Source organism: Novosphingobium sp. PC22D (genome assembly GCF_002556635.1).
Lineage (GTDB): Bacteria > Pseudomonadota > Alphaproteobacteria > Sphingomonadales > Sphingomonadaceae > Novosphingobium.
The window spans coordinates 81,578-105,418 of the sequence record NZ_MWMO01000005.1 but is presented as its reverse complement, the minus strand read 5'-3'; the positions used below and the strand labels follow the sequence as shown (position 1 = coordinate 105,418).

At 66.8% G+C, this 23,841-nt stretch carries 24 protein-coding genes, 1 tRNA gene, 1 pseudogene and 1 CRISPR repeat array (1 of these 27 running past the window's edge); of the genes and pseudogenes, 4 read left to right on the top strand and 22 right to left on the bottom strand.

Going from position 1 to position 23,841, the window contains the following annotated elements:
• A CRISPR array of direct repeats spans positions 1-944; the repeat unit is 28 nt; unit sequence GGACTATCCCCGCGGGTGCGGGGGAACC (it extends 1,525 nt beyond the left edge of the window).
• Between the two features lie 19 nt (positions 945-963).
• The 13 genes and pseudogenes from cas2e to B2G71_RS10160 all read right to left on the bottom strand — a co-directional run bounded on the left by cas2e (position 964) and on the right by B2G71_RS10160 (position 14,170).
• Entirely contained in the window at positions 964-1,311 is a 348-nt protein-coding gene (gene cas2e / locus B2G71_RS10220; RefSeq protein WP_098105662.1) for a type I-E CRISPR-associated endoribonuclease Cas2e, read from the bottom strand.
• Between the two features lie 17 nt (positions 1,312-1,328).
• Positions 1,329-2,195 carry a type I-E CRISPR-associated endonuclease Cas1e gene (cas1e, locus tag B2G71_RS10215; protein ID WP_098105661.1) on the bottom strand — a complete coding sequence of 289 codons (867 nt, stop codon included), beginning with the start codon at positions 2,193-2,195 and terminating at the stop codon, positions 1,329-1,331.
• Positions 2,195-2,905 (bottom strand): type I-E CRISPR-associated protein Cas6/Cse3/CasE, encoded by a 711-nt coding sequence (gene cas6e / locus B2G71_RS10210; RefSeq protein WP_168176327.1) that lies wholly within the window; start codon positions 2,903-2,905, stop codon positions 2,195-2,197. The genes cas1e and cas6e overlap by 1 nt, the downstream gene beginning before the upstream one ends.
• Positions 2,906-2,949: 44 nt before the next feature.
• Positions 2,950-3,666, bottom strand: a complete 717-nt coding sequence (cas5e, locus tag B2G71_RS10205; protein ID WP_098105659.1) for a type I-E CRISPR-associated protein Cas5/CasD — start codon at positions 3,664-3,666, stop codon at positions 2,950-2,952.
• Entirely contained in the window at positions 3,666-4,853 is a 1,188-nt protein-coding gene (gene cas7e / locus B2G71_RS10200; RefSeq protein WP_098105658.1) for a type I-E CRISPR-associated protein Cas7/Cse4/CasC, read from the bottom strand. The genes cas5e and cas7e overlap by 1 nt, the downstream gene beginning before the upstream one ends.
• Positions 4,850-5,389, bottom strand: a complete 540-nt coding sequence (casB, locus tag B2G71_RS10195; protein WP_098105657.1) for a type I-E CRISPR-associated protein Cse2/CasB — start codon at positions 5,387-5,389, stop codon at positions 4,850-4,852. Before casB ends, cas7e begins: the two co-directional genes overlap by 4 nt.
• A complete protein-coding gene (locus B2G71_RS10190) occupies positions 5,389-6,726 on the bottom strand; it encodes a hypothetical protein (RefSeq protein WP_141521545.1) in 1,338 nt (445 codons plus the stop codon). The genes casB and B2G71_RS10190 overlap by 1 nt, the downstream gene beginning before the upstream one ends.
• Positions 6,727-6,954: 228 nt before the next feature.
• Entirely contained in the window at positions 6,955-9,537 is a 2,583-nt protein-coding gene (cas3, locus tag B2G71_RS10185) for a CRISPR-associated helicase Cas3' (protein ID WP_098105655.1), read from the bottom strand.
• Between the two features lie 86 nt (positions 9,538-9,623).
• Positions 9,624-9,854 (bottom strand): annotated as a pseudogene (locus B2G71_RS10180) (IS5/IS1182 family transposase); the annotation flags it as partial.
• Between the two features lie 139 nt (positions 9,855-9,993).
• Positions 9,994-10,069 (bottom strand) — tRNA-Thr (locus B2G71_RS10175).
• Between the two features lie 90 nt (positions 10,070-10,159).
• Entirely contained in the window at positions 10,160-11,887 is a 1,728-nt protein-coding gene (locus B2G71_RS10170; protein WP_098105654.1) for a DUF885 domain-containing protein, read from the bottom strand.
• Positions 11,888-11,960: 73 nt separating this feature from the next.
• On the bottom strand, positions 11,961-12,845 hold the full coding sequence (locus tag B2G71_RS10165; RefSeq protein ID WP_098105653.1) for a hypothetical protein: 885 nt from the start codon (positions 12,843-12,845) through the stop codon (positions 11,961-11,963).
• Positions 12,842-14,170 carry a replication-associated recombination protein A gene (locus B2G71_RS10160; protein WP_098105652.1) on the bottom strand — a complete coding sequence of 443 codons (1,329 nt, stop codon included), beginning with the start codon at positions 14,168-14,170 and terminating at the stop codon, positions 12,842-12,844. The genes B2G71_RS10165 and B2G71_RS10160 overlap by 4 nt, the downstream gene beginning before the upstream one ends.
• Positions 14,171-14,260: 90 nt before the next feature.
• Between B2G71_RS10160 and B2G71_RS10155 the strand changes: the two genes are divergently transcribed.
• A complete protein-coding gene (locus B2G71_RS10155; protein ID WP_240530096.1) occupies positions 14,261-14,707 on the top strand; it encodes a hypothetical protein in 447 nt (148 codons plus the stop codon).
• Between the two features lie 23 nt (positions 14,708-14,730).
• On the opposite strand, the gene B2G71_RS10150 is transcribed toward B2G71_RS10155, so the two are convergent.
• The 6 genes from B2G71_RS10150 to B2G71_RS10125 form a co-directional block, all read right to left on the bottom strand.
• Positions 14,731-15,876 carry a glycosyltransferase family 1 protein gene (locus B2G71_RS10150; protein ID WP_098105651.1) on the bottom strand — a complete coding sequence of 382 codons (1,146 nt, stop codon included), beginning with the start codon at positions 15,874-15,876 and terminating at the stop codon, positions 14,731-14,733.
• 81 nt (positions 15,877-15,957) lie between these two features.
• Positions 15,958-16,404, bottom strand: a complete 447-nt coding sequence (locus B2G71_RS10145) for a hypothetical protein (RefSeq protein WP_098105814.1) — start codon at positions 16,402-16,404, stop codon at positions 15,958-15,960.
• Between the two features lie 223 nt (positions 16,405-16,627).
• A complete protein-coding gene (locus B2G71_RS24075; protein ID WP_168176326.1) occupies positions 16,628-17,029 on the bottom strand; it encodes a hypothetical protein in 402 nt (133 codons plus the stop codon).
• 187 nt (positions 17,030-17,216) lie between these two features.
• Positions 17,217-18,140 (bottom strand): N-acetyl-gamma-glutamyl-phosphate reductase, encoded by a 924-nt coding sequence (gene argC, locus B2G71_RS10135; protein ID WP_098105650.1) that lies wholly within the window; start codon positions 18,138-18,140, stop codon positions 17,217-17,219.
• The gene (locus B2G71_RS10130) at positions 18,137-18,502 is read right to left on the bottom strand and encodes an SH3 domain-containing protein (RefSeq protein WP_240530095.1); all 366 of its coding nucleotides are present in this window, start codon (positions 18,500-18,502) and stop codon (positions 18,137-18,139) included. The genes argC and B2G71_RS10130 overlap by 4 nt, the downstream gene beginning before the upstream one ends.
• A gap of 54 nt (positions 18,503-18,556) precedes the next feature.
• Positions 18,557-19,939 carry a leucyl aminopeptidase family protein gene (locus B2G71_RS10125; protein ID WP_098105812.1) on the bottom strand — a complete coding sequence of 461 codons (1,383 nt, stop codon included), beginning with the start codon at positions 19,937-19,939 and terminating at the stop codon, positions 18,557-18,559.
• Between the two features lie 49 nt (positions 19,940-19,988).
• Here B2G71_RS10125 and B2G71_RS10120 point away from each other — a divergent pair, with 49 nt between their 5' ends.
• The gene (locus tag B2G71_RS10120) at positions 19,989-20,834 is read left to right on the top strand and encodes a DUF4163 domain-containing protein (protein WP_240530094.1); all 846 of its coding nucleotides are present in this window, start codon (positions 19,989-19,991) and stop codon (positions 20,832-20,834) included.
• A 38-nt stretch (positions 20,835-20,872) separates the two neighbouring features.
• Positions 20,873-21,700 carry a type I methionyl aminopeptidase gene (gene map / locus B2G71_RS10115; protein WP_098105649.1) on the top strand — a complete coding sequence of 276 codons (828 nt, stop codon included), beginning with the start codon at positions 20,873-20,875 and terminating at the stop codon, positions 21,698-21,700.
• Here map and B2G71_RS10110 read toward each other — a convergent pair.
• From B2G71_RS10110 to ccmA, 3 genes are read right to left on the bottom strand one after another with little or no spacing between them, the layout of a single operon-like run.
• On the bottom strand, positions 21,691-22,167 hold the full coding sequence (locus B2G71_RS10110; RefSeq protein WP_168176325.1) for a DUF2200 family protein: 477 nt from the start codon (positions 22,165-22,167) through the stop codon (positions 21,691-21,693). The two genes, map and B2G71_RS10110, sit on opposite strands and share 10 nt — an antisense overlap.
• A 58-nt stretch (positions 22,168-22,225) precedes the next feature.
• Positions 22,226-22,882 carry a heme exporter protein CcmB gene (locus B2G71_RS10105; RefSeq protein ID WP_098105648.1) on the bottom strand — a complete coding sequence of 219 codons (657 nt, stop codon included), beginning with the start codon at positions 22,880-22,882 and terminating at the stop codon, positions 22,226-22,228.
• Complete coding sequence (gene ccmA, locus B2G71_RS10100) at positions 22,882-23,550, bottom strand: heme ABC exporter ATP-binding protein CcmA (protein WP_346426935.1); 669 nt, start codon at positions 23,548-23,550, stop codon at positions 22,882-22,884. The genes B2G71_RS10105 and ccmA overlap by 1 nt, the downstream gene beginning before the upstream one ends.
• On the opposite strand from ccmA, the gene B2G71_RS10095 reads away from it, so the two are divergent.
• Complete coding sequence (locus tag B2G71_RS10095) at positions 23,543-23,833, top strand: 4a-hydroxytetrahydrobiopterin dehydratase (RefSeq protein WP_098105647.1); 291 nt, start codon at positions 23,543-23,545, stop codon at positions 23,831-23,833. The genes ccmA and B2G71_RS10095 overlap by 8 nt on opposite strands.
• Positions 23,834-23,841: the final 8 nt, after the last annotated feature.

The following is a 23,841-nucleotide window of genomic DNA, read 5'->3' as shown; positions in this document are numbered from 1 at the left end:
GGGACTATCCCCGCGGGTGCGGGGGAACCGGTGAGGGCGAGCATGTAAGCCAGCGTTACAAGGGACTATCCCCGCGGGTGCGGGGGAACCAGCGAGCTGGCACGGCAATCGCTGTTCGTCTCGGGACTATCCCCGCGGGTGCGGGGGAACCATCTCAGCGATCGTCGGGGACTCGCCGAAGGTGGGACTATCCCCGCGGGTGCGGGGGAACCTCGCCGATCGTAAGCGGCTCGTCAGCCTTCAGGGGACTATCCCCGCGGGTGCGGGGGAACCGCTCTGATGCGGGGCATGCTGGGTCTGGGCTTGGGACTATCCCCGCGGGTGCGGGGGAACCACCGATGAGGAAGCTGCGGTCATTGCTGTCGCGGGACTATCCCCGCGGGTGCGGGGGAACCGAAATCGAGATCGTATCGCCGCCTGATGCTCAGGGACTATCCCCGCGGGTGCGGGGGAACCTCGAAGTAGAGCTCTCCCGGCCGCTTCGACTGGGGACTATCCCCGCGGGTGCGGGGGAACCAACGACAGCCGCGCGCCATTTGCGCAGGTAGCGGGACTATCCCCGCGGGTGCGGGGGAACCCAGGCGAGGAAGGCATCGCAGGCACCGCGCCAGGGACTATCCCCGCGGGTGCGGGGGAACCGCCGAGGGAGGCGTGTTCGCACTGTTCGGCGGGGGACTATCCCCGCGGGTGCGGGGGAACCCGATGGCCGAGCATCATCTCGCCCTGGGCCCAGGGACTATCCCCGCGGGTGCGGGGGAACCGCATACCGACATGACCTTCATGGGCGTGTGTCGGGACTATCCCCGCGGGTGCGGGGGAACCTATGCGCGCTTCACCGATACGGTCACGGGTGAGGGACTATCCCCGCGGGTGCGGGGGAACCATGCGGTCTACACTGGTCTGTGTCAGGGCGCAGGGACTATCCCCGCGGGTGCGGGGGAACCTCTGCATTCTAACGCATTATTAACGCTTGGAAAGATCGGGTTGCCCCGCATCTTCACCGTTTCTCGGGCTTTGGCAAGCGCGGCGCACCAAGAGCATGGCATCGTGTGTCACGATATCCCGGGGCGGGGTTCCCCAGGTTCGCAGGCCGAGGCCGCCGTGCGCCTTCGGTTCTGCCCAGCACATCACGATACTGCCGCGTTGAAGGCGGCTGTGCCAGTCGGACAGGACGTCCGCAATGCGCGTACGCCCGCCTGCCGACATGCGTGGCTGCGCATATACTCCGGGGGCCAGTTCCAGCATCGCCGAGCCGAGAAAGCCCCTGTACCGGCTTTCGACATCGCGGGTGATGACGACGACGAGGGGCATAGCTTTCGATAGGACCGTCAATCGGCCTGAGCGTCAGGCGCAAGCAACTGCTTGATCCTGTCGATCATGCTGGGAATGACTTCTCTCTGGCGGAACAACTGTGCCGCGTGACGGCGCACGACGCGCTCTATCGGCTCGCTTTTCGCGGCCTTGACCGCGCCGAACGCGATATCGAGCAGCACGTCGTGTCGATAGAGGTCGGCGATATCCAGCACGAAGGACTGTCCGCTGTCCTCATGCACGAAGCCCAGTTGCGGGATGGCGCCCACCGATGCCACGGCCACGCTGGCGGCGGCGGTCATGGCGGAGCCGGCGTGGTTGATGGCCTGATTGGCAAGGTCGCCCGCTTCCGGGCTGGCGCGATCATAATTGCGGCCGGACCAGCGGATGCCATGGCGTTCAGCGGCCAGAACATAGGCGCGTTTGATGCGGGCGCCTTCCTGCCCGCGCAGCACTTCGATGTCGCGCGTCCGCACGATATCTCCAAAACGCATGGCATACATCGCGCGGGCCACTCCCATGCGCTTTTGCGGATCGTTCCACAGCCGTGCCTGATTGCGCGCGATGGCCGATGTGTCGGGCATTAGCGGGGGGGCGGTGTAGAACCGCACCGCCCCCGCGCCGATTGCGGCTAGCGCGCAGCCATGACGGGCGAGAAGCCGCAAGGCATCATGGGTCACGCTTGATCCAGGGCCGAGCAGTACGATGGAGATGGCCTGATGCGGTATCTGGTAATCGCCCGCCGCAAGATCGCCGCCGCCTGCGGTCACGAAGCGCAGGCACCCGTCTTCCACTTCCAGACGCCCGCGATCGAGCCAGACAAGGCCGTGCCGGTCGGCGTGCGGAATCCGCGCCTTTTCCAGACCGAGACGGCCATGGAGCATCAGACGATCTTCGGTCCGGGAGGGGCCAGCGTCAGCATCCCGAAGCCGAAAGCGCCATGTCGGCCGACGCCGCGCGCAAGAAGATCGGCGAACTTTCCGGGATCGGCAACTTCCAGCGTGCCGGAAAAGGCAGCCTCATACGATTGTGTGGCGCGTGTCCCATTCCCGTCGTGGCGCGATCGGCGGGTGCGGACCCGCTGCACCCGCTCCATCCGCGCGTCTTCCAGCACGGCTGCGGGCGAAAGGCGATGCGTCAGCCAGTCGCGGTAGACTGCTTCGCGGTCGAGCGGTTTGCCAGGTTCGGCTTTGTCGCAGGCGGCAAGGAAGGCATCGACCTCTCCGGCTTTCGGCAAAAGGGCCGTTGCCGATCTGGCACGTTCTGCGCGGATGCGCGTGCCGTATCGTACCAGCGGCCGAACGCGGACCTTGAAACGGAAGCGCGCGCCCGCTTGCCACAGTTCGGGCATCGGGCGGCATTCGGGATCTGAGGGAAAGATCGCCTCCAACGCTGCGTCCGCCGGTGGAAGCGCGTGGGCAGCGCCAAGCGCATCGCCGTTTGCGGCATAGCCGATCACGAACGGCGGGCGCCCCGGCGGTTCTTCGAGGCGGAACGGCTGCGGCGCGGCATCGCCAAAGCGTAGTCGAAGCGCTAGATGCAGCGCGTATCCCAGATCGTCGTCGGACAGGCGGCGGGCGATGGCGAAGGCCATCAGCGCCGGGCGATCGCACGCAATTCGGACAAGCTGCAGTGCGCTCATGCCGCTTCACCACCGATCCGGGCATTTATTGTGCGGCGCAGACCGGCGTGGACGCCAGCGGGCCAGTTGCGTTCGTCGGTCAACTCCTCGATCCGGGCTTGCTGTGCGCTACCTTCGTCGAGGGGCCACTGCGCGGCGTAGTGTTCTGCCGGGGCCGGAGCGAAGCGCGCGATTGCGGCGCGCAGAGCGTCGAGCACGGTGGCGGCGTCGATGTGTCCGGCCACGAGGGGCCCGGATGGCAGGAAGGGCTTGCGGCCGATGAACAGCGGTCGCTCCGGCATGTTTAGCGCCGCCGTGACGGTGCCCAGATCAGGCGCGGCTTCTACAGGTTCAAGGCGCAGGGCGACCAGAACCAGCGCATCGGCATCGGCATCGCGATAGCGGATGTGGGGTGAGTTGTAGGTGCCCGCTCCGCCTGCTCGTCCCTCGGGCTTTCCCCGCGTGGTCCAGCCCTTGTCCGCAGCACCCAGTTGCGCAGTCTGGAAATCCCGCACCCGGCGCCCTTCGCGAAGGCGGACCGATCCCATTATGAGGCGCGCCTGCAACGCCTGGTGCAAATCCGCCTCTGCGCGGTCCCAGCCCAGCGCGTTAGCGATGAGGCCGGTGATCATCGACCGCGCGGGAAAATCGCGAACGACGCCAAAGGCATCGACCATGTCGCCGCCGAAGCTCATCAATGGGGCTTCCAGACTCATGATGAGATGGGTGGACATCAGCAGCGGGCGTCCCGCACCAGCTCGCCGGCCCAGCTTGCGATGGCGGCAAGTGACTGCCTCTCGACCCCGTCCAGCGCCATGTCGGGCAGCGCCATGTGACGACGCACCTCGCCCGTGGCGTACGTTTCATCAAGGTCGGAAAGGTGGCGCGCAAGCGCATCGGCGCTGCGCCGTCCAAGGCTTTCATTGTGCTGCGGCGCCAGCGACACCGGCTCGCGGAAGGCGTTGGCCAGCGTGCGCGGCTGACGTTCGCCAGCTTCGATCAGGATGAACTCGGCGCGGCTGTAAGGCGCGGTGGAGCCTTTCTTGGCCCCCGGCGAGATTTCCGCGATCAGCCAGACGAGGTTTTCCACCACGCGCGCCGCCAGTTCGCGATCTTCATCGCCGTTCCACTGCGCACGGGGGCAGCCGGTCAGATTGGAAACCAGCAGCGGCACGTCGACCACGGCATAGCCGTAGTAAAGCCCGGAGGTCAGTTCGGTGTCGAACACACCCGCAGCGCCGGAATCACCATCGTCCTCGCGGTTGCGCAGATCGTCGACCACGGTGAAGTAGTCGAGTTCGGGCTGCTCGTCATGTACGGTGAAGGCATGCGCGACGTGAATGGCCGCATCGGTATTGGCGCGCACGTCGGACGTCATCATCCGGCCGAACAGCGCGGCCTCGAGCCCCGGCGCCAGCGCGACCTGATCGCCCAGGGCAGAAAGGTTGGCTCGCTCCTCCTTCGCGAATGCTTGCGCTGCAGCGGCGGCTTCCTTTGCGGTTGTGCTTTCCGACAGAATCCATTCGGCGGCCTCGCACAGGAAAGCCACCTCGGGCTGGCCGAACAGCAGCGCCTGCCGCTGCTTGGGGTCGGTCGCCTTCTTGCCGTAGTATTTCGCGATGAATTCGGCTTCTACCGCATCGACGAGATCGGTCGCGAACCTGTCGCGGAGTGGTCCTGTGACCAGTCGCTCGATGGCAACTTTGCTGCGCTCGCCCGCGACGCCGTTCTCCAGCGCCAGCGCATGAAGCCCGCGCGGATCGTCGGCCATGCGCCAGTGTCGCTTGAGACATTGCGAGGAAATCCGCGTGCGGGTTGCCGGACCGAAGGGAAGGCGCTTGGCAAGCCCGGCATCGTCACGGTTGAGCAGTGCGCCTGGCCATGCGCTGAGAAAGTGGATCTGTACGAACCGCGGTGTCATGCTTTCTCCTTGGCTTTGTAGGCAGCCGAATAGTAATCGCGAGCGATGCGCAGGCGCGCTTCCTCGGCAATGTCCGCGCGGTCGCTGACAAGCGCGCGGATGGAACGCAGATCGACCAGAGTCTGGCCCGCCTGCGCCAAATACCGCGCTGTGCGCACAATCTGGTCGACAAGCGCGGGGCCGCGGGCAGTGGTGAGCCTCATCAACCGGTTCTCCGAAAGCCCGGCAGCGTGGAGCGCCTGCCCCAGCGGACGCACGGGCGAATGTGGGTTCACGCCCGCAGTGCCCGACAAGGTCGCCGCGACATGCGCAATCAGGCGCCAGCGCTTGAGCGAAGCAGGGCTGCGCCATTCGGCATCGGGCACCTCAGCCGCGCTGAGCAGGCCCATGACCACGCCGTCCGCGTCGGCGGATTTGGTCAGGAACATGCGGCGCAGCGCGGAGCGGTTGCCGGTGGAAAGGTGCGGCAACTGGCCGCCGATGGAGGCGACGGGATCTTTCGGCGGGGCGCTGCTTTCGCTGCCGTCAACGCTCATCAGCGAACCTCCCTGAGATAGGCCGCCAGTGTGGCGTCCAGCATGTTGCGGGCAACCGCATGGGCCCGAATCCGGCGAACGTCGGTGCGCGGAGCGGCTTCGGCGGCCTGTTCGAAAACGTCGTTGGCAAGATCAGTGAGCGTCTTGCGCCAGACAAGGCGGTGATTGCCTTCCGCCTCGTCGAATTCGTCCCAGAAGGCCGGATCGAAAAAGGCGCGATCAACGCCGAGTTCGAAGGATTGCAACCACGGCTCGCACTTACGCGCGCTGGAATCGTCGTCCAGCCTCAGCGATGCCGGGCCGCCTTGCATCAGCGACATCGTCGCCATCCGCAGGCGCTTGCGGACTTCGCCCGCTTCGACCGCACGGACCTGGGCCACCTGCCCCATGCGGTCGAGATACACATCGCCGAGCCGACCGCTCTTGCGCCGCCGGGAAACCGGAATGGCGCGACGGTGAAGGCCCTCGGTCTTGCCCTGTCCGCGGACCAGCGCGGTGGCGACGAGGGCGAGCCCCTCGGCATCGTCAGTTTCGGCGGGAAGGGAAAGCAGGGGCCGCCCAGTCTTTGTCCGGTCGAGTAGTTCGGTGAACTTACGATAGCCGAACGTGGCCGGCGAAGCTGACACGCTGGCGTTGTCAGACAAGCGGATCGGCGCCCACGGATCGCCGGTGTTGCCGTTCAGCCCCGCCGCCGCCACGCGCGCGACTTTCGAACCCGCCGTCATCGCGCAAAGCGTGCCGTCCGCGCGACGTTCCAGTCGCACCCGGCGGCAGATATCGACGTAAAGGGGATCGAGCTGCGCGAACGACAACTGCCGCGTCCCTTCCCACGGGACGGCCCAGAGCGCGGCAATCCCCTTGCCTGAACTCGCGTCGTTCGACGCTGTATCGACAAGTCTTCTCACGTCCCGCGCGAATGCGGCGGACAGGTTGCCGGTAGGCTGGATGCCAAGCGCCATCCGGTTGCCGTAGCCTTTGTTCATCCTCGAGATGCCGTAATTGCTCGCGCCGTAAACCCCCTGCATCGTTTGCAGAGTGACCAACGCGAACAGCCAGTCATCATCGCGCCCGGCGCCGATCCGCGCTGCCTTCACATCGTGGTTGCGCGAGGTGACGAGCATGTCGAGTTCGTCGGCGGTTTCGAGGGTGGTCTTGAAATCCTTGCACTCGCCCGCCGTTTCCAGCGGCGGTTGCAGCAGGGCGGGCTCCAGCCAGTCCCCGCCCACCAGCTCCCACGCCTCGCCTTTGGGCCATTCGGGAGTCAGGCCGATCAGCAACGCGCGCCAGAGCGCCGGGTCGGTCGGCAGGGTGCGCTGCCCCGCGCGGATCAGCGCCATCGCTGCGCATTGCACCAGAAACGAATGCCACGCCTGCCGCTGATGCGGACGCAGAGCGGGGAAGCTCTCCACTTCGCCGCGCGAAAGCGCGGCTAGCAGGTGAAAGAGATCACCCTCGGCGACATGTGCAGATATTTCCTGCCATCTGATCATGAATTCCCCCGACACCTGATTTAACTTCAGAAAGTGGGGTACGACAAGAGGCATCGGACAATTCAGGCGAGCAATTCATTCTCGCCGTAAACCGAAGCGGTCATAAATGAACCGGGCCGCATCCCAGGCAAAGCGCAAGACGTCGCCGGATATAAGAACTTCCGGCATTGCCTCAGCCGCAATACCTTGCGCCATCCAATCGGGCACGGTCATGCGATCAACTTGCGTCCCGAACGGTCCCGTTACCGGCGGATCGAACATCGCCAGCCTGTCCCGCGCACCAAGCCTGGTCGCGATTGCCATGTCCTTGGGAAAGGCCAGCTCGCTGAATGGTGTCCGCACGTCCAGCGAAGCGGCGTGGGCGGCTTGCCGGTCGGCAATGTATATGCCCTGTTGTTGTGCAAGGTGGTTCATCCAGTCGGTGCCAAGTTCCTGCTGGAGCGCTTCGGCCCGATCCGGGTGAAGCGCCTCTTCCACAAGGCGGCGATTGTCTGCCGGGATGGCGATTTCGGCATGGGTTTCGATCAGCCGCCATGTTGCCTCGATCGCGAGCATGTCGGGATAGACGCCGCCGCCATCGGCCCTGGGGCCAAGCCCGTGCCGGTCACGCACCCGGCCGAGATAGCGGGAAAGGTCGCGCTCGTTAGGGGTAAGGATGATGGCTTCAGCGTGCAGGAACGTGCCCCGGTCGCGCCGCTCGTGGCGATGCAGGCGGCCGATACGCTGCAGCAGCACGTCCATCGGGGCAAGGTCGGTCAGCAGCAGGTCGGCGTCGATGTCGAGGCTTTGCTCGAGCGTCTGGGTTCCACACAGGATGCGGCCCTTCGAGCTGCGGCCCTTGCCGAACGCGGCTTCCACCGCCCCGTCCAGCAGCCGCCTGTCATCGGGGGCGAAGCGGCTGTGGTGAAGCGTGGCGACGTGCCCGGCCCGAAACACCAGTTCGGGAGCGAGTTCCTCCAAAGCCTGCGCGACCGCGACCGCTCCGTTCACGCTGTTGCGCACGACCAGCACCGAGGCGCCCTTTCGCGCTGCCTCCACCGCCTGCTCCGCGATTCCTTGAGGATCGTCCATCGCGCCGAGCAGCGTCAGCTTTACCGTCTTTTCCCGCCTCCCATCGCTTCCGACCGGGCGGGGCGGCGCGTGCGACCCCGACAGCGCGGGATAAGGCGTCGCCACAGCTTCATCCAGCGCAGGAAATGCGAGCGTGTGGGCGAACGGATCGAGCAATCTTGCGCGCATCTCGGCGGTGAGCGTTGCCGAAAGTAGCAGGGCGTGACCGCCGAGCGTGGTGTGATTGCGCAAGACCGCGCGCAGCACCTCGCCCATGAAATGATCGGAACTGTGCACTTCATCCACGACCAGCAGGCTGCGGGCCAGCATCGCCGCCCGGAAATGCGCGTGGTGCAACTTCAGGCCAGCCATGAGCGCTTGATCGATTGTTCCCACCGCCACACGCGCGGCCAGGAAGCGCTTCGGGTGTTCGGCGGCCCAACGTCCGTCATTCGCCTGTGCATCCGGCCAGACAACATCGAAGCCTGGTAGCAAGCGCCCGTCGTCGTCGCGCGCCCGGTTCGCCTCATCCGTGCCTGAGCGGATGTAGCCCGGAACAGCAAGGACGGCGTTGACCGCGCCGCCGGTCAATCGTTCGAGCACTGCGTTAATGCGACCGTGCAACTGCACTGCCGCCGCGCGGGTGGGTAAGGCGAAGTAGAGGCCATCAACGGCTCCTGCCTCACGCAAGGCCAGCCAGCGCCAGATCGCGGCCTCCGTCTTGCCGGAACCTGTCTCCGCTTCCAGCAGAGCGATGCGCCCCAACGCCGGATCGTTCGCCTCTGCTTGTGCGCCGCGCGGGCCGAAGCCGAATGCCTCGTGGAAATTGCGCACCACGATAGTTTCGTGAGCCAGCCCGCGTGAGTGGATCGCCGCCGGTGCCGAGACCGCGCGCAGGTGCTCCCGCATTTCCAGATGCGGTTCGGCAACGGGGAACAGCGCGGGGTCCGAGCCGAGCCAGTCGGTCAGCGTCACCATCCCGCCCAGCAGTGCGACGAAGGCGGGATTGTCGGGCAGGTGTCGTCCCGGCCCGAACGCTGCCGGAAACCGCTGTGCGACATCGCCCATAAGCGCCGCGAGCTGCGCCATCGGGTCGTAATGCGCATCGGCCTGCCAGTTCTGGGGCCGATTGCCCGGTTCGAGCATTTTCGTTTCAGACGTATAGGCGCGCAAGGGCGTGCCGTGGTGCGCCATCACCGCCAAAAAATGTTCCCAGCACCTCCAATGGTCTATCAGGGCATTGAGCGGGGCGACGGCGGGCTCGTGGGCAAGGCGGGAAAAGAACAACGCGCCGGTTTCGTTGGTGTGTCCAACAATGGGCGATTCGGCGAACTGGCGGGCCCAGAACCCGCGATTGGCTTTCCCTAGATCGTGCAGATAGGCCAGCACGCGCAGCCGTTCCACATCGAGCGTCGAAAGCGGACGCTGCGCTGCATGTTCCAGAAGCGCGATCCAGTGCGGTTGTTCCAGCAGCGAACCCAGCGTCGCGCCGACGTCCGCCCCATGATCGGATAACGGGAGAGCGCCGGTCGCATCGAGCTTGGCCCAGGCGAAAGGTGTTTCAGCCCGAAATTGATCCATCGCGTCCTTGGTAATCGCAAGGAACACTATGTAGCAATCGGCTTTGTCTGAGGTGGTACGGCTTTGTTCCGCCAATCGGTCGCAGAGCAGCAGTTGGCCTTTGAAGACATCGATTACGCGACACGCTGACTTTGGGGCCTTCCGAGCGCGGTGGAGCGGTTGAGGATGGCGGCGCGGATTTGCATTTCAGCGACCTGGCGATCGAAGTCTCGTGCCATGATCCGCTCGCCCAGCAGTTTGAAGCAATGCATTTTTGTTTCGACCAGGCTGCGCTGATGATAGCCGCTCCATCGTTTCCAGATTGCCCTGCCGAACCGCCGACTTGAGCGAACAATCTCATTGCGGGTGGCTAGATTGTCACGAGCTTCCGAAGTCGCAAACGCCACTCATTCTTCTAGGGTCGCGATTTTGTGGAAAAGTAACCCCAGCGTTACCCCGTTCGCTTCTGCGGCAGCAAAAAGGCCTCTAAGACATTGAAAAACATGGTGCCGGCTACAGGATTCGAACCCGCGGCCCCCTGATTACAAATCAGGTGCTCTACCAACTGAGCTAAGCCGGCCCGGCTTTCGGCGGGTGGGCGCCGATGCGGTTCGGCGCCCTTACCAAGCGGCGGGGGCGCCGGTCCAGTGGGTTTCGGCGGGCGGCTTGATCAAAATACCGCGCGCGGTTCGGGTTCGTTCATCATCGCGCGGCGCACGAGCGGGATGGGCGGGCCGCCGTAGCCGAGGAACGCGTCGTGGAACGCCTTCCACGCGGTCTTGCCGCCGCGCGACGCGGTCCAGTCGGCGCGCAGCTTGCGGATCATCAGCTTGCCGAGCGTATAGTTGAGATAGGCCGGATCATAAGTGCCGCGCGCGGCCTGCTGTTCGGCGGTGCCTTCCGCCTGGTAGCACTCGTTCTCGAACATTGCCTGCGACTGCGCCTGGGTCATCCCGCGCGCGTGCAGGCCGATCGCCGAGAGGAAGCGGCAGTTGCGCAGCAGCGCGTTCGAAAGCTGGCCGACGTGAACGCCCGGATCGCCGTCGCCGAGGCCGGCTTCCCACATCATCTCCTCGGAATAGTGGGCCCAGCCCTCGGCGAAGGCATAGCCGACGAACAGCCGCCCGATCCACGAGGGCGAGCGGTTCGAATGGAGGAATTGCAGGAAGTGACCGGGCATGACTTCGTGCACGCTGGTGAACAGGAGGTCGTCCTTGCCCGGAATGTAGTCGCGCTGCTTGTCCTGCGGCCAGGCCGGGTCGGGCGGCGAGATGTAGTAGATCGAAGGGATGCCCTTCTCGTACGGTCCGGGCGGGTCGATGTAGGCCGAGTTCTGCCGGTTGTAGGGCGGACTTTCCTCGACGAGCGCCTTTTCGGTGCCGGGAATGGTGACGAGGTCGTTCTTGCGCACGAAGGCGGTGAGCACCGGGATCTGGCGGCGCGCCTCGGCGACCGGGCCGTCGGCGGGCTTGTCGGCATTGAGCTTGTCGAAGCACTGCGCGATGGTCTTGCCCGGCGCGAACTGGCCGCAGGCCTGCTTGAGCGCGGCCTGGTTGCGCGCGAGGTCGGCGCGGCCGGCGCGTTCGAGTTCGTCGAGCGAGATGTCCACCGCCTCGGTCGCCGAAAGCATCCGCGAGAAGCGCTCGGCGCCCAGCGCGAAGTCCTGCGTGGCCGTGGGCTTTTGACCTTCGAGCCAGTCGGCAAGCTGCCGCATCGATTGCGAGGCGGCTTCGGAAGCAGCCTTGAACTCGGCCTGCAGCGCCGGATCGTCGACGTCGGCGAAGGCGGCGCGGGCATCGCCCTTGTAGTACTCGGCAAAGCCGCCGAAGCCGGCGACGCCATACTTGATGAAGCTCGCTGGCAGCGGGGTCTCGAGGTTCGCGCGGATGTTCGCCGCCGCCTGCGGCACCGCCTTGAAGAAGGCGATCATCGCCTTCATCCGCGTCGGCTTGTCGGCATAATTGCGGCTGACGTAGACGTTGGGATCGAGCCCGCCGCCGACGTAGTAGGCGGGATTGGTGTGCGGCTGGTCGGCGTCCTCCAGCCAGAACAGCCGGCCCTTGGCGACCTGCACCAGATAGTCGCGCTCGAAGGCGTCGGCCGGGGAGAGATCCTCGTACGCTTCGGCATCGGCGATGACCGAGCGGTAGAAGGCGCCTGTCTTGTCAAGCCCCGCCTCGCTCCAGTCGGGCAGACGTCCGTCGTATTCGTGCGCGCCCTGATAGATCGCGAAGGCGGGATCGATCTCCCACCAGCCCTTGAGCGTGGTCCGGACGAAATCGCCCCATGCCTGCCGGGCGGCGCTGGCGGAGGGCGCGGCGCTCTCGGCCATCGGCAGCGTTGCCGCGCAACCGGCGAGCGCGAGTGCGGCTGCGCCGGCGAACAGGTGTCTCATCATGTCTCTTCCCCTCGACCCGGATAGGGAGGGGGCGCCGGAGGAAGACCGGGCCCCGTGGTGAGCCCGTTGTGCGTCACGGGGCGCCGAAGGTCCACCCCTCGGTGCGCGCGATCGGCTCGGTCAGTTCGCGCGGGTGCCACAAGGCCGGGTCGTCGGCGCGCAGCCGCAGCCAGGCCGCCGTCAGGATCGCGTCGCTGGCATGATCGTCGAGCGGCCCGGCAAGGCCGCTGGCGGCCGAGCCGAGCGCGCCCAGCGCGGCGTCGAGATCGGCGGCGTCGCGGATCTTGGATCGGCCGGCGCGCCGCCGCGCCTCGACCGAGGCGATCGCGGTGTAGATCTCGACGATCACCGAGCCGTGCCGGGGCAGGGCGAGGCCGTCGATCGGCCACACCGGGATCGCGCCTTCCAGCCGGTGCAGCACGCGCATGCCGGTCAGGCTCGATTTGCCGACCTGCGCGGCGCCGACGAGGTTGAAGTTGGAGTAGGGCTTGCAGCCTAGCCGCTCCTGCGCGGCTTCGGTGACGCGGAAGCGGCCGCGGCGGTGCGGCGCGCCGGGCAGATGGAAGCGCTCCCCCTCGCGGCCGCCATGGCGGCGGAAATACCGCGCCAGCTCGGGATGGTCGACGAAGCTGCCCGCCGACAAGTGCGGGTCGTCGGCGCAGATCGCATCGACCAGGGCCCAGAGCGCGCGGGCGTCGGGCGGATCGTCCGGCCAGTCGGGGAAAAAACCTCCGGCATCGACGAAAGGCAGCGAGATGCCGAGGTCGAGCCCGACGAGACTGTCGTCGGGCAGATCCTCGCGCAGAAAGGCGAGCACCGCAGGGCGGCTCCAGGCGCGGTCCAGCAGGACCGGCGCGCCGCCCCGGGCATCCGCCATGGCCACGGCGATGCCCTTCTGCCGCTCGCCTTGCGCGCCCGACCAGTCGATCGCGACGAAATGGCTGAACCGCCCGCTCAATCCGCCTCGCCGCGCCGTTCGCTACGCTTTTTCGCCCACCACTCGAGCCGCTTCCTGATCTCGCGCTCGAAGCCGCGCTCGACCGGGTCGTAGTAGGTCTGCGGCGCCATATCCTCGGGCCAGTAGTCCGCGCCGGAAAAGCCGTCCTCGGCATCGTGGTCGTAGGCATAGTCGGCGCCATAGCCGATGTCCTTCATCAGCTTGGTGGGCGCGTTGAGGATATTGGCGGGCGGCGCGAGCGAGCCGGTCTCGCGGGCGCTCTTCCACGCGGCCTTCTGCGCGACATAGGCCGCGTTCGATTTGGGCGCGGTGGCGCAATAGAGGCAAGCCTGCGCGATCGCGAGTTCGCCTTCGGGCGAACCGAGAAACTCGTAGGAATCCTTGGCGGCGAGGCATTGGACCAGCGCTTGCGGATCGGCGAGGCCGATATCCTCCGAGGCGAAGCGCACCAGCCGGCGCAGCACGTAGAGCGGTTCCTCGCCCGCGGTGATCATCCTCGCGAGATAGTAGAGCGCGGCCTGCGGGTCCGAGCCGCGCAGCGATTTGTGCAGCGCCGAGATCAGGTTGTAGTGTCCGTCCCGGTCCTTGTCGTACACGGCGACGCGGCGCTGCAGGAACGCGCCGAGTTCGGCGGGCCCCAGCGGCGTGTCCAGCTTCGCGGCATAGAGCGTCTCGGCCTGGTTGAGCAGGAAGCGGCCGTCCCCGTCGGCCGACGCGACGAGCGCGGCGCGCGCGTCGTCGTCGAGCGGAAGCGGGCCCTCGAGCGCCTCGCCGCGCTCGAGCAGGCGGGCGAGCGCGGCGGCGTCGAGCCGGTGCAGGATCAGCACTTGCGCGCGGCTGAGCAGCGCCGCGTTGAGCGCGAAGCTCGGGTTCTCGGTGGTCGCGCCGACAAGTGTCACCGTGCCGCGTTCGACGAAAGGCAGGAAGCCGTCCTGCTGGGCGCGATTGAAGCGGTGGATCTCGTCGACGAACAGCAAGGTGCGCTGTCCCGCCCGGGCGGCGGTCTCGGCCTCGGCGAAGGCCTTCTTGAGGTCGGCGACGCCCGAGAAGACCGCGCTCACCGCAGCGAAGCGCATGCCCACGGCGGCGGCAAGCAGGCGGGCGATGCTGGTCTTGCCGGTGCCGGGCGGACCCCACAGGATCATCGAGGACAGCCGCCCCGCCGCGACCATGCGGCCGATCGCGCCTTCCGGGCCGGTGAGATGGTCCTGCCCGACCACTTCGTCGAGCGCGCGCGGGCGCAGCCGATCGGCAAGCGGCGCGTCGTCCCTGACGCTCTCGGGTGTCGTGCTGGGCGGCGGATCGTCGGCAAACAAGTCTGGCATGACACTTAGTTAGCGATCCGGCGCCGCGATTGCACTGCCGCCGCGACATGCTTAACGTTGGATACGGGAAAGCCGAAGTAGGGGGCGCATGTGAGTGGAAGGATCCTTCCCGGTCGACGGATATCGCCATGGCACTTGTGGGTCGTTGGCGGCGTCAGCCTGCTGTGGAATGCTTACGGCTGCTATGACTACGTGATGACCAACCTGCGCGATCCGGAATATCTCGCGCAGTTCCCCCCGGAGATGATGCAGGTTATCGACAGTTTTCCGATATGGGTGACGGCGGCCTGGGCGCTGGGCGTCTGGGGCGCGCTGGCGGGCTCGGTCCTGCTCCTGCTGCGTAGCCGGTATGCCTTTCACGGCTTCACGGTTTCGCTGATCGGACTCGCGATCAGTTCGTTCTACCAGTGGAGCATTGATATTCCGGACTCGCTCGAAGGTGGCGCGAACACGGCCATGCAGGTTGTCATCTGGGTCGTCGCGGTGCTGCTGCTCGTCTACACCGCGCGGATGCGGGCCCTGCGGGTGATAACGTAGCGGCCCCGCCAGCCCGCCTGACTCTAGCGCCGCTGGCGGATCAGGCGCAGGTAGGTGTCGGCGACGGCCTGGTTGATGCGGTCCCACGCGAAGTCGCTAGCCCGCCGCTCGCCCGCGGCGCCGTGACGCGCGCGCAGCTCGGGGTCCTCGATATAGGCCTTTAGCGCCTCGGCGAACTGGTGGACCGCGCCGGGGCGGATGAGGCGGCCCGAGCCGTGGTCGTCGACCAGGCTCTCGCTGCCCGTCGCGGCGGCGGCGACGACCGGCAGCCCGCAGGCCATCGCCTCGAGCGTGACGTTGCCGAAGGTCTCCGTGACCGAGGGATTGAACAGCACGTCCATCGCGGCGACGGCGCGGCCGAGATCGGGTCCTTGCTGGAAGCCGGCGAAGACCGCGTCGGGCAGCCGGGCCTCGAACCACTCGCGCGCCGGGCCTTCGCCGATGATCAGCACCTTGTGGGCGATGCCGCGCCGGCGCAGATCGTCGATCGTGTCGGAAAAGACGTCGAGCCCTTTTTCCATCACCAGCCGCCCGAGAAAGCCGATCGCGATCTCGTCGTCGGCGATGCCGTGCGCGCGGCGCCATGCGGTGTCGCGCATCGCCGGATTGAAGATCTCGCGGTCGACGCCGCGCGACCAGATCGAGATATCGTAGTTCATGCGCTGCTCGCGCAGCACCTGCGCCATCGATTCCGACGGCGCGACGAGCGCATCGCAGCGCCGGTAGAAGCGGCGCAGGAACGCCTCCATAACCGGCTCGCCCCAGGCCATGTTGTAATAGCGCAGGTAGGTCTCGAAGCGGGTGTGGACCGAGGCGAGGACGGGAATGGAGCGCTTCTTGGCCCAGGTCAGCGCCTGATGCGCGACCGGATCGGGCGAAGATACGTGGACGATGTTGGGCGCGAAGCCGGAAAGGTCCTTGCGCGCCTTGCGCGAGAGCGCCAGCGGGAAGCGGTATTCCTTGCGGCCCGGAATCGGCACCGCGTTGATGCCGACGAGATCGCCGGTCGGCTCGAAGGCCGGTTCGCGAACCGTCGGCGAGTAGACCCGCACCGATGCGCCCTGGCGGAGCAGATAGCCGACGAGCCGGTTCAGCGCCTGATTCGCGCCATCCCTGACATAGTTGTAGTTCCCTGAAAACAGGGCGATCCGGAGGTCAGGCGTGTCCATCTTGGCGGGGCAGATAGCGGTGCTCGGACCGCTTGGCGAGAGCCTATCGCCCCCACCATCGCCCCGCCGCACGGTTCGGTTCTAGCGGCGCCAGTCCCGCCGATCGTGACGATAGTCGCGCCTGTCATAGCGGTCGCCGCGATACATGCGGTCGACCCGGCCGTATCCGCGATCCCAACGGCTCCGATATCGGTCCCGGTAGTAGGGCTGGTAATAGCGGCTGTAGTACCGATCGCGATAATAGCGGTTGGGATAGCCGTCGTAGTAATAGTAGTATCCCGGATAGCCCCGCACCCGAACGTAGCGGCGGCTGGGATAATAACGGCGGTCGTAGTAGCGGCGGTCGTCACGATCGGCGATGGCGGCGCCGATCGCCAGGCCGACCAGCCCGGCGCCGATCGCGATCGCGGCATCGTTGCCACCACCGCGATGGTCCCAGCGGTCCCGGGCCTGCGCGCTGGTCGCGGTGCCGGCGACCATCGCCGCGACACCGGCGGCGAGGCCGATTTTCTTCAGTCGTGCAATCATCTGGCAACTCCCTTTGCGTCCCGACCGTCCGGCGATCGCGGCGGGAAATTCCTTGCGTGTTGCAGCCTGGCACCCTTGCAGGTGCGCCCTGAACCGCGACTTAACCCTCGTGGATCGTGGCTGCGGAACAGGGCGCTGAGGACGCCGGGCCCGTGCCAGGGCCGGCGGTATCGGCCGGACGGACGAGGGAGGAGAGCCGCCCGGCCAGTCACTTGCGCGGGGCTCAATAGCCGCGGCGCTGGTAGTAGCCGTTGTTGTGGCCGTAGTCGTAGCGGTTGTCGTAACGGCGGTTGTCGTAGCGGCGGTCGCGCCTGTCGTAGCGCACATCGCGGTTGTAGCGCCGTTGCCAGTCGTCGCGCGCGTAGCGGTGGCCTTGGCGATTGTAGTAGTAGCCGTCGTTGTAGTACCAGCCGTCGCGCACGTAATAGCGATCATCGTAACGATCGCGCTTGTTATCCGACGCGATGATCGCGCCGAGCGCAAGGCCGACGATGCCGGCGCCGATGGCGATGGCCGCGGTGTTGTCGCCCCGGTCGTGATAGTCGCGCGCCATCGCGGGCGTCGTCGTCACGAGCGCGGTGGCGCCGAGCGTGGCCGCGAGGATGCCCTTCTTGATGATGTTCATGACTCGAACTCCGTGGGTCCGGCGGTGGCGAGTGCGGCAAGATTGCCTCTCGCACGCCGTACCTTCGAGTTCATGTTTACACGCTTGTAGCTGAACGAGCGCGGGATGCCTCTTGCAGATTTCGTTCAGCTTTTCGCGAGTTTGTATGAATTTCTTTGGCGGATGGACTGTCGGCGAAGACGTTGCCTCAGAGCCGCAGCCCGGCCGTCTCGGGCAGGCCCGCCATGAGGTTGAGGTTCTGCACCGCCGCGCCACTCGCGCCCTTGCCGAGGTTGTCGAGCACGGCGACCAGCCGCGCCTGCTTGCCGTCCTTCGCGCCGAACACGTGCAGTTCGAGCGTGTCGACCGGCGCCATCGAGCGGCGCAGGAGCAGTTCGTCGACACCGGGCTCGGCCACGCGCACGATCTCGCTACCGAGATAGGCGTGCTTGAGCGTCTCGCGCAGCACCTCGGGAGCGGCCGCGACCGGCATGGCCTCGAGCGCCAGCGGCACCTCCACGATCATCCCGCGATGGGCGGGAACCACGGCGGGGGCGAAGACCGGATCGTAGGCCAGGCCGACGTGCGTCTTCATCTCGGGCACGTGCTTGTGGCCGAGCGCGAGGCCGTAATCGCGAAAGGCGATGTCGTCGTCGGCCTCGAAGCGCGCGATGAGCTGTTTGCCGCCGCCCGAATAGCCCGAGACCGCGTGGCACACATAGGGCCATTCGCAAGGCAGCAGTCCGGCGCTGACCAGCGGCTGCAGCAGCGCGATGAAGCCGGTCGGATAGCATCCCGGATTGCTCACGCGGCGGGCCCCGGCGATCGCCTTGCGGCCGGTCACCTCGGGCAGCCCGTAGACCCAGCCGACCGCGGTGCGGTGCGCCGAACTCGCGTCGATCACGCGCACCGTGTCGCTGGTGATCAGCGAGACCGCTTCGCGCGCGGCATCGTCGGGCAGGCACAGGATCACGAAGTCGGCGGCGTTGATGGCTTCGGCGCGCGCCGTGGTGTCCTTGCGCGCCTCCTCGTCGAGCACGACGAGTTCGAATTCGTCGCGGCCCGCCAGCCGCTCGGCGATTTCGAGCCCGGTCGTCCCGGCGGCGCCGTCGATGAAGACCCGCGCGCTCACGACATCACCGGATCGAGCGCGGAGAGGGCGACATAGCCGACCGGCCCATTCTCGCCGTACTGGCCCCAGGCCCAGCCGCCGGAGATATCGAGCACGTGGAACACCGCGCCCTCGGTGAGAACGGCGATGACCTCGGCGGTGTCCGAATCAGCGCTCATCAGCACCGCGCCGGCCTGCGCGCGGTGCGGCATGGGGACGGCGTAGTGCGGCACGAAGCAGCGCCCGGCCAGCCGGATATGCGCCAGATCGCCGCGTAGCGGCAGGCGGCTGCGGTCTTCGCACTGGCTGGGACCGCTCAATGATAGCATGCCGCCGAAATGATCGGGACGCAGGTAGGAATCCTCGCCGGACAACGAACTCATGGCTCCAATAGGGAAGATCGGCGCGCTTAGCTCTGGATGCTCCATTCCGCAAGCTCAGCCGAAGCGCTGTTTCAGCATGTGCCAGCTCGCCCTGAGGCCCAGCGCGTCGCCGCCCTTGGGCCTGCCGGGCTTCGCCGCCGGCCGCCAGGCGAACGTGTCGAAGTGTGCCCAGTCGGTGTCCTTGGGCACGAACTTGTCGAGGAACAGCGCGGCCACGCTCGCGCCGGCAAAGCCGTTGGTGTGCGAGTTGTTGATGTCGGCGATGTCGGACTTGAGGTAGTCGCGATAACCGCCGTGGAGCGGCAGGCGCCAGCACGGATCGTCGTTCGCGGTGCCCGCCGCCAGCAGCGCCTCGGCAGTGGCGTCCTCGCGGGCGAAGAGCGCGGGCAGATCGGGCCCGACGGCGACTCGCGCGGCGCCGGTCAGCGTGGCGAAATCGAGGATCAGCTCGGGCTCGCTCTCGCCCGCGCGGGCAAGCGCGTCGGCGAGGATCAGGCGCCCTTCGGCGTCGGTGTTGCCGATCTCGACCGAGATTCCCGCGCGCGAGCGCAGCACGTCGCCGGGGCGGAAGGCATTGCCCGAAACCGCGTTCTCGACGGCGGGCACGAGCAAGTGGAGCCGCACCGGAAGCGCGTTCGCCATGATCAACCGGGCGAGCGCGATCGCGTGCGCGGAGCCGCCCATGTCTTTCTTCATCAAGAGCATGCCCGAAGAGGGCTTGATGTCGAGACCGCCCGAATCGAAGCAGACGCCCTTGCCCACGACGGCAACGCGCGGGTGCCCGGGATCGCCCCATTCGAGCTCGATCATGCGCGGCGCGTGGCTGCGGCCCGCGGCGCGTCCGACCATGTGCACCATCGGAAACTCGCGCTCGAGCATGTCGCCGCGAGTCACCCGCACCTCGGCCTTGAACGCCTTGGCCATGGCCTCGACCTCGGCTTCGAGCTGGGCGGGGCCCATGTCCTCGGCCGGCGTGTTTACCAGGTCGCGCACCAGTTCGACGGCTTCGGCCTCGGCGGAGGCGGCGGCGATCGCCGAGGCATCCTTGGTGAGCAGGATTCGCGGACCTTCGCTCGAAGGCTCGGTCTTGTAGCGCTCGAACCTGTACTGGCCGGTGATCCAGCCGAACAGCGCCGGGCCGGGCTCGCCGCCCTCGCGGCGGTAGGTTCCGGCGGGCAGCACTTCGGCGAGTTTGGACATGCACCAGCTCGAAAGCTCGGCGGTGTTGGCGACGCCGGCCACCGCCGCCCAGCCTTCGCCGTCGGGCATGATCGCGTGGCTGTAGCCCTCGGCCTCGAATCTCGCGGCTTCGAGCGCGGCGCGCTGCGCTGCGGTGCGCGCCTTGAGGAAGGCTTCGAGGCCGTCCTTGTCGACGAGGTGGATCGCGACGGCTTTCTGTCCGCGATCGGGCTGAATCAATGCGTTCTTGTCGGTCATCGTTCCGGTCTCTAGCCTCGCCGATATGCGAAGCGCGAGAGAAAATGCCATGTCGAGATCGCTTGCGGCCCTGTCCGCGATGCTTCTGGCGAGTGCCTGCCAGCAGTCCGAGGTGACGCCGCAGGCGAGCGACGCGCCGCCCGAACAGGCCACGGCGCCCGCCGCCATCACTATGTCTGACGAGGCCGCGAGCGCGCCGTCGCCGGCGGTCGATCCCGCCGCCAAGGGGCGCAAGGAAAGCGTCGATAACGACCTTTATGAGTTCAGCTATTCCTATCCGGCCGCCGCCGCGCGCTATCCCGACTTGCGCGAATGGCTCGACGGCGATCTCGAGAAGAAGCGTGAGGAAATCGACGAGGCCGCGCGCGAGGACAAGGCGAGCGCGACGAAGGACGGTTATCCCTATCGCCCGCATTCGAGCGGGACCGAATGGCAGGTGGTGACCGACCTTCCGAACTGGCTCTCGCTATCGGCGCAGATCTACACTTATTCGGGCGGCGCCCACGGCATGACCGTTTCCGATACGCTGCTGTGGGACAAGACGGCGCAGAAGGTGCGCGAGCCGACCGAGCTGTTCGTTTCCGATGCCGCGCTGCGCGATGCGATCCGGAAACCGTTCTGTGACGCGCTCGACCGCGAGCGGGCGAAGAAGCGCGGCGAGCCGGTCGACCGGGCGAGCGGAGACATGTTCACCGAATGCATCGATCCGATGGAAAGCGTGGTGATTCTCGGCTCGGCCGGCGGCAGCGGCTTCGACCGGATCGGGGTGCTCGTCGCGCCCTATTCCGCCGGACCCTATGCCGAGGGCAGCTACGAAGTGACGCTCCCGGTGACGCCGGCGGTTCTGCGCGCGGTAAGGCCGGAATTCCGGGGCAGTTTCTCGGCCGGGGGCTGATACTCGCAATTTGCGCGCATCGGCGCTATCTAGCGGCGATGACCGAATACCAGACTGTTACCGCCGACGAGACCGTGCTGCGCGACGGCACGATCAAGCTTCACGGGCCCGAGGCTTTCGAGGGCATGCGCAAGGCCGGCCGGCTCGCGGCCGAAATCCTCGACGAGATCGTTCCCCTGGTCAAACCGGGGGTCACGACCGCGGCGATCGACGACAAGGTGCGCGAACTGACGCTCGACGGCGGCGCGGTGCCCGCGACGCTCGGTTATCGCGGCTATGCGCACTCGAGCTGCATCTCGATCAACCATGTCGTGTGCCACGGTATCCCGTCCGAAAAGACCTTGAAGGACGGCGACATCGTCAACATCGACGTGACCCCGCTGCTCGACGGCTGGCACGGCGATACCAGCCGGATGTACTGTATCGGCGACGTATCGCTCAAGGCGCGACGGCTGGTCGACGTCACGCACGAATGCCTGATGATCGGCATCGACAAGGCGAAACCGGGCGCGCGCCTCGGCGACATCGGCGCCGCGATCCAGGCCTATGCCGAGCAGAACCGCTACGGCGTCGTGCGCGAGTTCTGCGGCCACGGCGTCGGCCGCCTGTTCCACGACGCGCCCGAGGTGATCCACGCGGGGCGGCCGGGAACGGGCCCCGAGCTGAAGCCCGGCATGTTTTTCACCATCGAACCGATGATCAACCTCGGCAAGCCGCCGGTGAAGCTGCTTTCGGACGGCTGGACGGCGGTCACCCGCGACAAGTCGCTCTCGGCGCAGTTCGAGCATTCGATCGGCATCACCGAAGACGGCTGCGAGATCTTCACGCTCAGTCCCAAGGGCCTGCACAAGCCGCCTTACGAATAGGGGGCGGTTTTGACTGAGCGCACGAGCGGGTGGGGGCTCGCCATGGCAGGCGTTGCCAGCGACTGTCGCGGCCCGTCGAAAGCCGCCGGTCTTCGTGGTGAAGCGCTTCCAGGCAGCTTACCCGCGCAAGATCTTGTCCATGGCCTTGCCCCTGGGAGTTCGTCGACGAGCTTGTCGAGGTAGCGGATCTCGCGCATCGTCGGATCTTCGACCTCTTCGACCCGCACGCCGCAGACCACGCCCTTGATCTCGGCGCGCGAAGGATTCATCGCCGGGGCTTGCGCGAAAAAGTCCTCGAGCGTGGTCTTGTTCGCCAGTTCGGCCTCGAGCGAAGCGGCGTCGTGGCCTGTCAGCCAGCAGATGATCTCGTCGACCTCGGCCTTGGTTCGGCCTTTCCTTTCGGCCTTGGCGACATAGGCCGGATAGACGCCCGAAAGGCTCATCGTGAAGATGCGGTGCTTGGCCATGGGTCTCTCTCTCCCCAGAACGCGAGGGAAAGTGCTTCAGGCGGCGTTTTCGGTCAAGCTACTCGCGGCTTGCGCGAACCGCCGCGCCGCCCGCGAAGGGCGTAACGGCAAGCAACACCAGGCTGACCGCGCCGGTCAGCGCAATGCCGCCCTCGCCGCCGGTCGAGAGGCTGCCCGCGCCGAAGATCAGCAGCGGCACCGCGAGCGGGATCACGAGCAGGCCCGACAGCGCCGCGCCGCCGCGCAGGCCGGCGGTGATCGCCGCGATCATCACTCCGACCGCGGCAAGGCCGGGCGTTCCCGCCAGCAGGCCCAGTTCGACCGTGCGCAGTGCCGCGCCGTCGATCCCGAGCAGCGCCGAGGCGGGCAGGGCGGCGAGCATCAGCGGCGGGCCGAAGCTGAGCCAGTGCGCCAGCACGCGCACCGCGATCACCCATTCCTCGGATATGCCGCGCAGCGCCCACTGGTCGAACATCCCGAGTTCGATGTCGGGCTCGACCAGCCGGTCGAGCGGGAGGATCGCCGCGAGCAGCGCCGCCACCCAGATCACGCCGCCGCCCGTGCGCGCCAGCACCGGGGCGTCGGGCCCGACCGCGAAGGGATAGAGCATCGCGACGGCAAGGAAGAACAGCACCGGCAGCGCCGCGCCGCCCTTGCGCGCGCCGAACACGAGGCGCGAAAGATCGCGTCGCAGAATCGGCCCAAGCACAGCCATCAGTAGGGATGCTTCCTCAGATCGAGGATCTGCGCGGATGGCATAGCGATGGGCTGGTGCGATGCCACGACGACCACTCCTCCGCCAGACCGCTTTTCCGCTATCAATTCCTCAACCAGCGAGACCCCCGCATCGTCCAGGCCGTTGAGCGGCTCATCGAGTAGCCAGTGATTGCTGTTTTGTCCAAGCAGCCTTGCAAACGCGGCGCGCTTCTTTTGGCCTGTTGATAGCAATCGGACTGGGACATCCTCCAAGCCGTCGAGACCGAGGCGTGCAAAAGGCGGCGTGCCCCGATCGATCCTTGACCAGAAGGCCAGCGCATTTGCCAGGGGCAGTTGCGGATCGAGAGCCATGTGACCGTCGAGAAGCCCGACATTGCCGTTCCAATGGACCGATCCGGCTGTGCTCGTGCCGGAACCCTTGCCGTAGCCGGTCGGCGAGGGGCGCAGCAATCCGGCCAGAATGCGTATGAGACTGCTCTTGCCGATGCCGTTCGGGCCGACCAAATGCATTGCGGCGCCTCGATCGAGCCAGAGGTCGAGCGATCCGAACAGGAAGCGGTCGCCCCGTCGGCAAAACAATTCCCATGCAGTAAGGCCGCTGGCTTGCATGGCGAGCGGCGATAGGCGAAAGCCGCGCGACTGCCAAGGAGACTGCTTGATGGCCATCGCCCGCCTCACCAGGGACGATATCGATTCGCTTCTCGCCGAACTGCCCGAATGGACGCTGCGCGCCGACGGGCTGGCGATCAGCCGATCGCTCAAGTTCGCCGATTTCAACGAGGCCTTCGGGTTCATGACGCGCGTCGCGCTCCACGCGGACAAGGTCGACCACCATCCCGAATGGTTCAACGTCTACAACCGCGTCGAGATCACGCTGACCACGCACGACGCCGAGGGCCTGTCCGCCCGCGACGAGGCCATGGCGCGCTTCATCGAATCGATCGCCTAGTGCGCGCG

What these genes read in the sequence shown, in the direction of transcription:
- B2G71_RS24075 (WP_168176326.1), bottom strand. Translation starts at nt 17,029, where the DNA reads ATGAACATCATCAAGAAGGGCATCCTCGCGGCCACGCTCGGCGCCACC.
- B2G71_RS10120 (WP_240530094.1), top strand. Translation starts at nt 19,989, where the DNA reads ATGTCGAGATCGCTTGCGGCCCTGTCCGCGATGCTTCTGGCGAGTGCC.
- B2G71_RS10110 (WP_168176325.1), bottom strand. Translation starts at nt 22,167, where the DNA reads ATGGCCAAGCACCGCATCTTCACGATGAGCCTTTCGGGCGTCTATCCG.
- B2G71_RS10125 (WP_098105812.1), bottom strand. Translation starts at nt 19,939, where the DNA reads ATGACCGACAAGAACGCATTGATTCAGCCCGATCGCGGACAGAAAGCC.
- cas5e (WP_098105659.1), bottom strand. Translation starts at nt 3,666, where the DNA reads ATGTCCACCCATCTCATCATGAGTCTGGAAGCCCCATTGATGAGCTTC.
- B2G71_RS10130 (WP_240530095.1), bottom strand. Translation starts at nt 18,502, where the DNA reads ATGAGTTCGTTGTCCGGCGAGGATTCCTACCTGCGTCCCGATCATTTC.
- cas7e (WP_098105658.1), bottom strand. Translation starts at nt 4,853, where the DNA reads ATGACACCGCGGTTCGTACAGATCCACTTTCTCAGCGCATGGCCAGGC.
- B2G71_RS10190 (WP_141521545.1), bottom strand. Translation starts at nt 6,726, where the DNA reads ATGGCGCTGATCCGCGCGGGGCAGCGCACCCTGCCGACCGACCCGGCG.
- B2G71_RS10150 (WP_098105651.1), bottom strand. Translation starts at nt 15,876, where the DNA reads ATGGACACGCCTGACCTCCGGATCGCCCTGTTTTCAGGGAACTACAAC.
- B2G71_RS10145 (WP_098105814.1), bottom strand. Translation starts at nt 16,404, where the DNA reads ATGATTGCACGACTGAAGAAAATCGGCCTCGCCGCCGGTGTCGCGGCG.
- cas6e (WP_168176327.1), bottom strand. Translation starts at nt 2,905, where the DNA reads ATGGCCTTCGCCATCGCCCGCCGCCTGTCCGACGACGATCTGGGATAC.
- B2G71_RS10160 (WP_098105652.1), bottom strand. Translation starts at nt 14,170, where the DNA reads ATGCCAGACTTGTTTGCCGACGATCCGCCGCCCAGCACGACACCCGAG.
- cas2e (WP_098105662.1), bottom strand. Translation starts at nt 1,311, where the DNA reads ATGCCCCTCGTCGTCGTCATCACCCGCGATGTCGAAAGCCGGTACAGG.
- ccmA (WP_346426935.1), bottom strand. Translation starts at nt 23,550, where the DNA reads ATGGCCATCAAGCAGTCTCCTTGGCAGTCGCGCGGCTTTCGCCTATCG.
- B2G71_RS10170 (WP_098105654.1), bottom strand. Translation starts at nt 11,887, where the DNA reads ATGATGAGACACCTGTTCGCCGGCGCAGCCGCACTCGCGCTCGCCGGT.
- cas1e (WP_098105661.1), bottom strand. Translation starts at nt 2,195, where the DNA reads ATGCTCCATGGCCGTCTCGGTCTGGAAAAGGCGCGGATTCCGCACGCC.
- B2G71_RS10105 (WP_098105648.1), bottom strand. Translation starts at nt 22,882, where the DNA reads ATGGCTGTGCTTGGGCCGATTCTGCGACGCGATCTTTCGCGCCTCGTG.
- B2G71_RS10095 (WP_098105647.1), top strand. Translation starts at nt 23,543, where the DNA reads ATGGCCATCGCCCGCCTCACCAGGGACGATATCGATTCGCTTCTCGCC.
- map (WP_098105649.1), top strand. Translation starts at nt 20,873, where the DNA reads ATGACCGAATACCAGACTGTTACCGCCGACGAGACCGTGCTGCGCGAC.
- casB (WP_098105657.1), bottom strand. Translation starts at nt 5,389, where the DNA reads ATGAGCGTTGACGGCAGCGAAAGCAGCGCCCCGCCGAAAGATCCCGTC.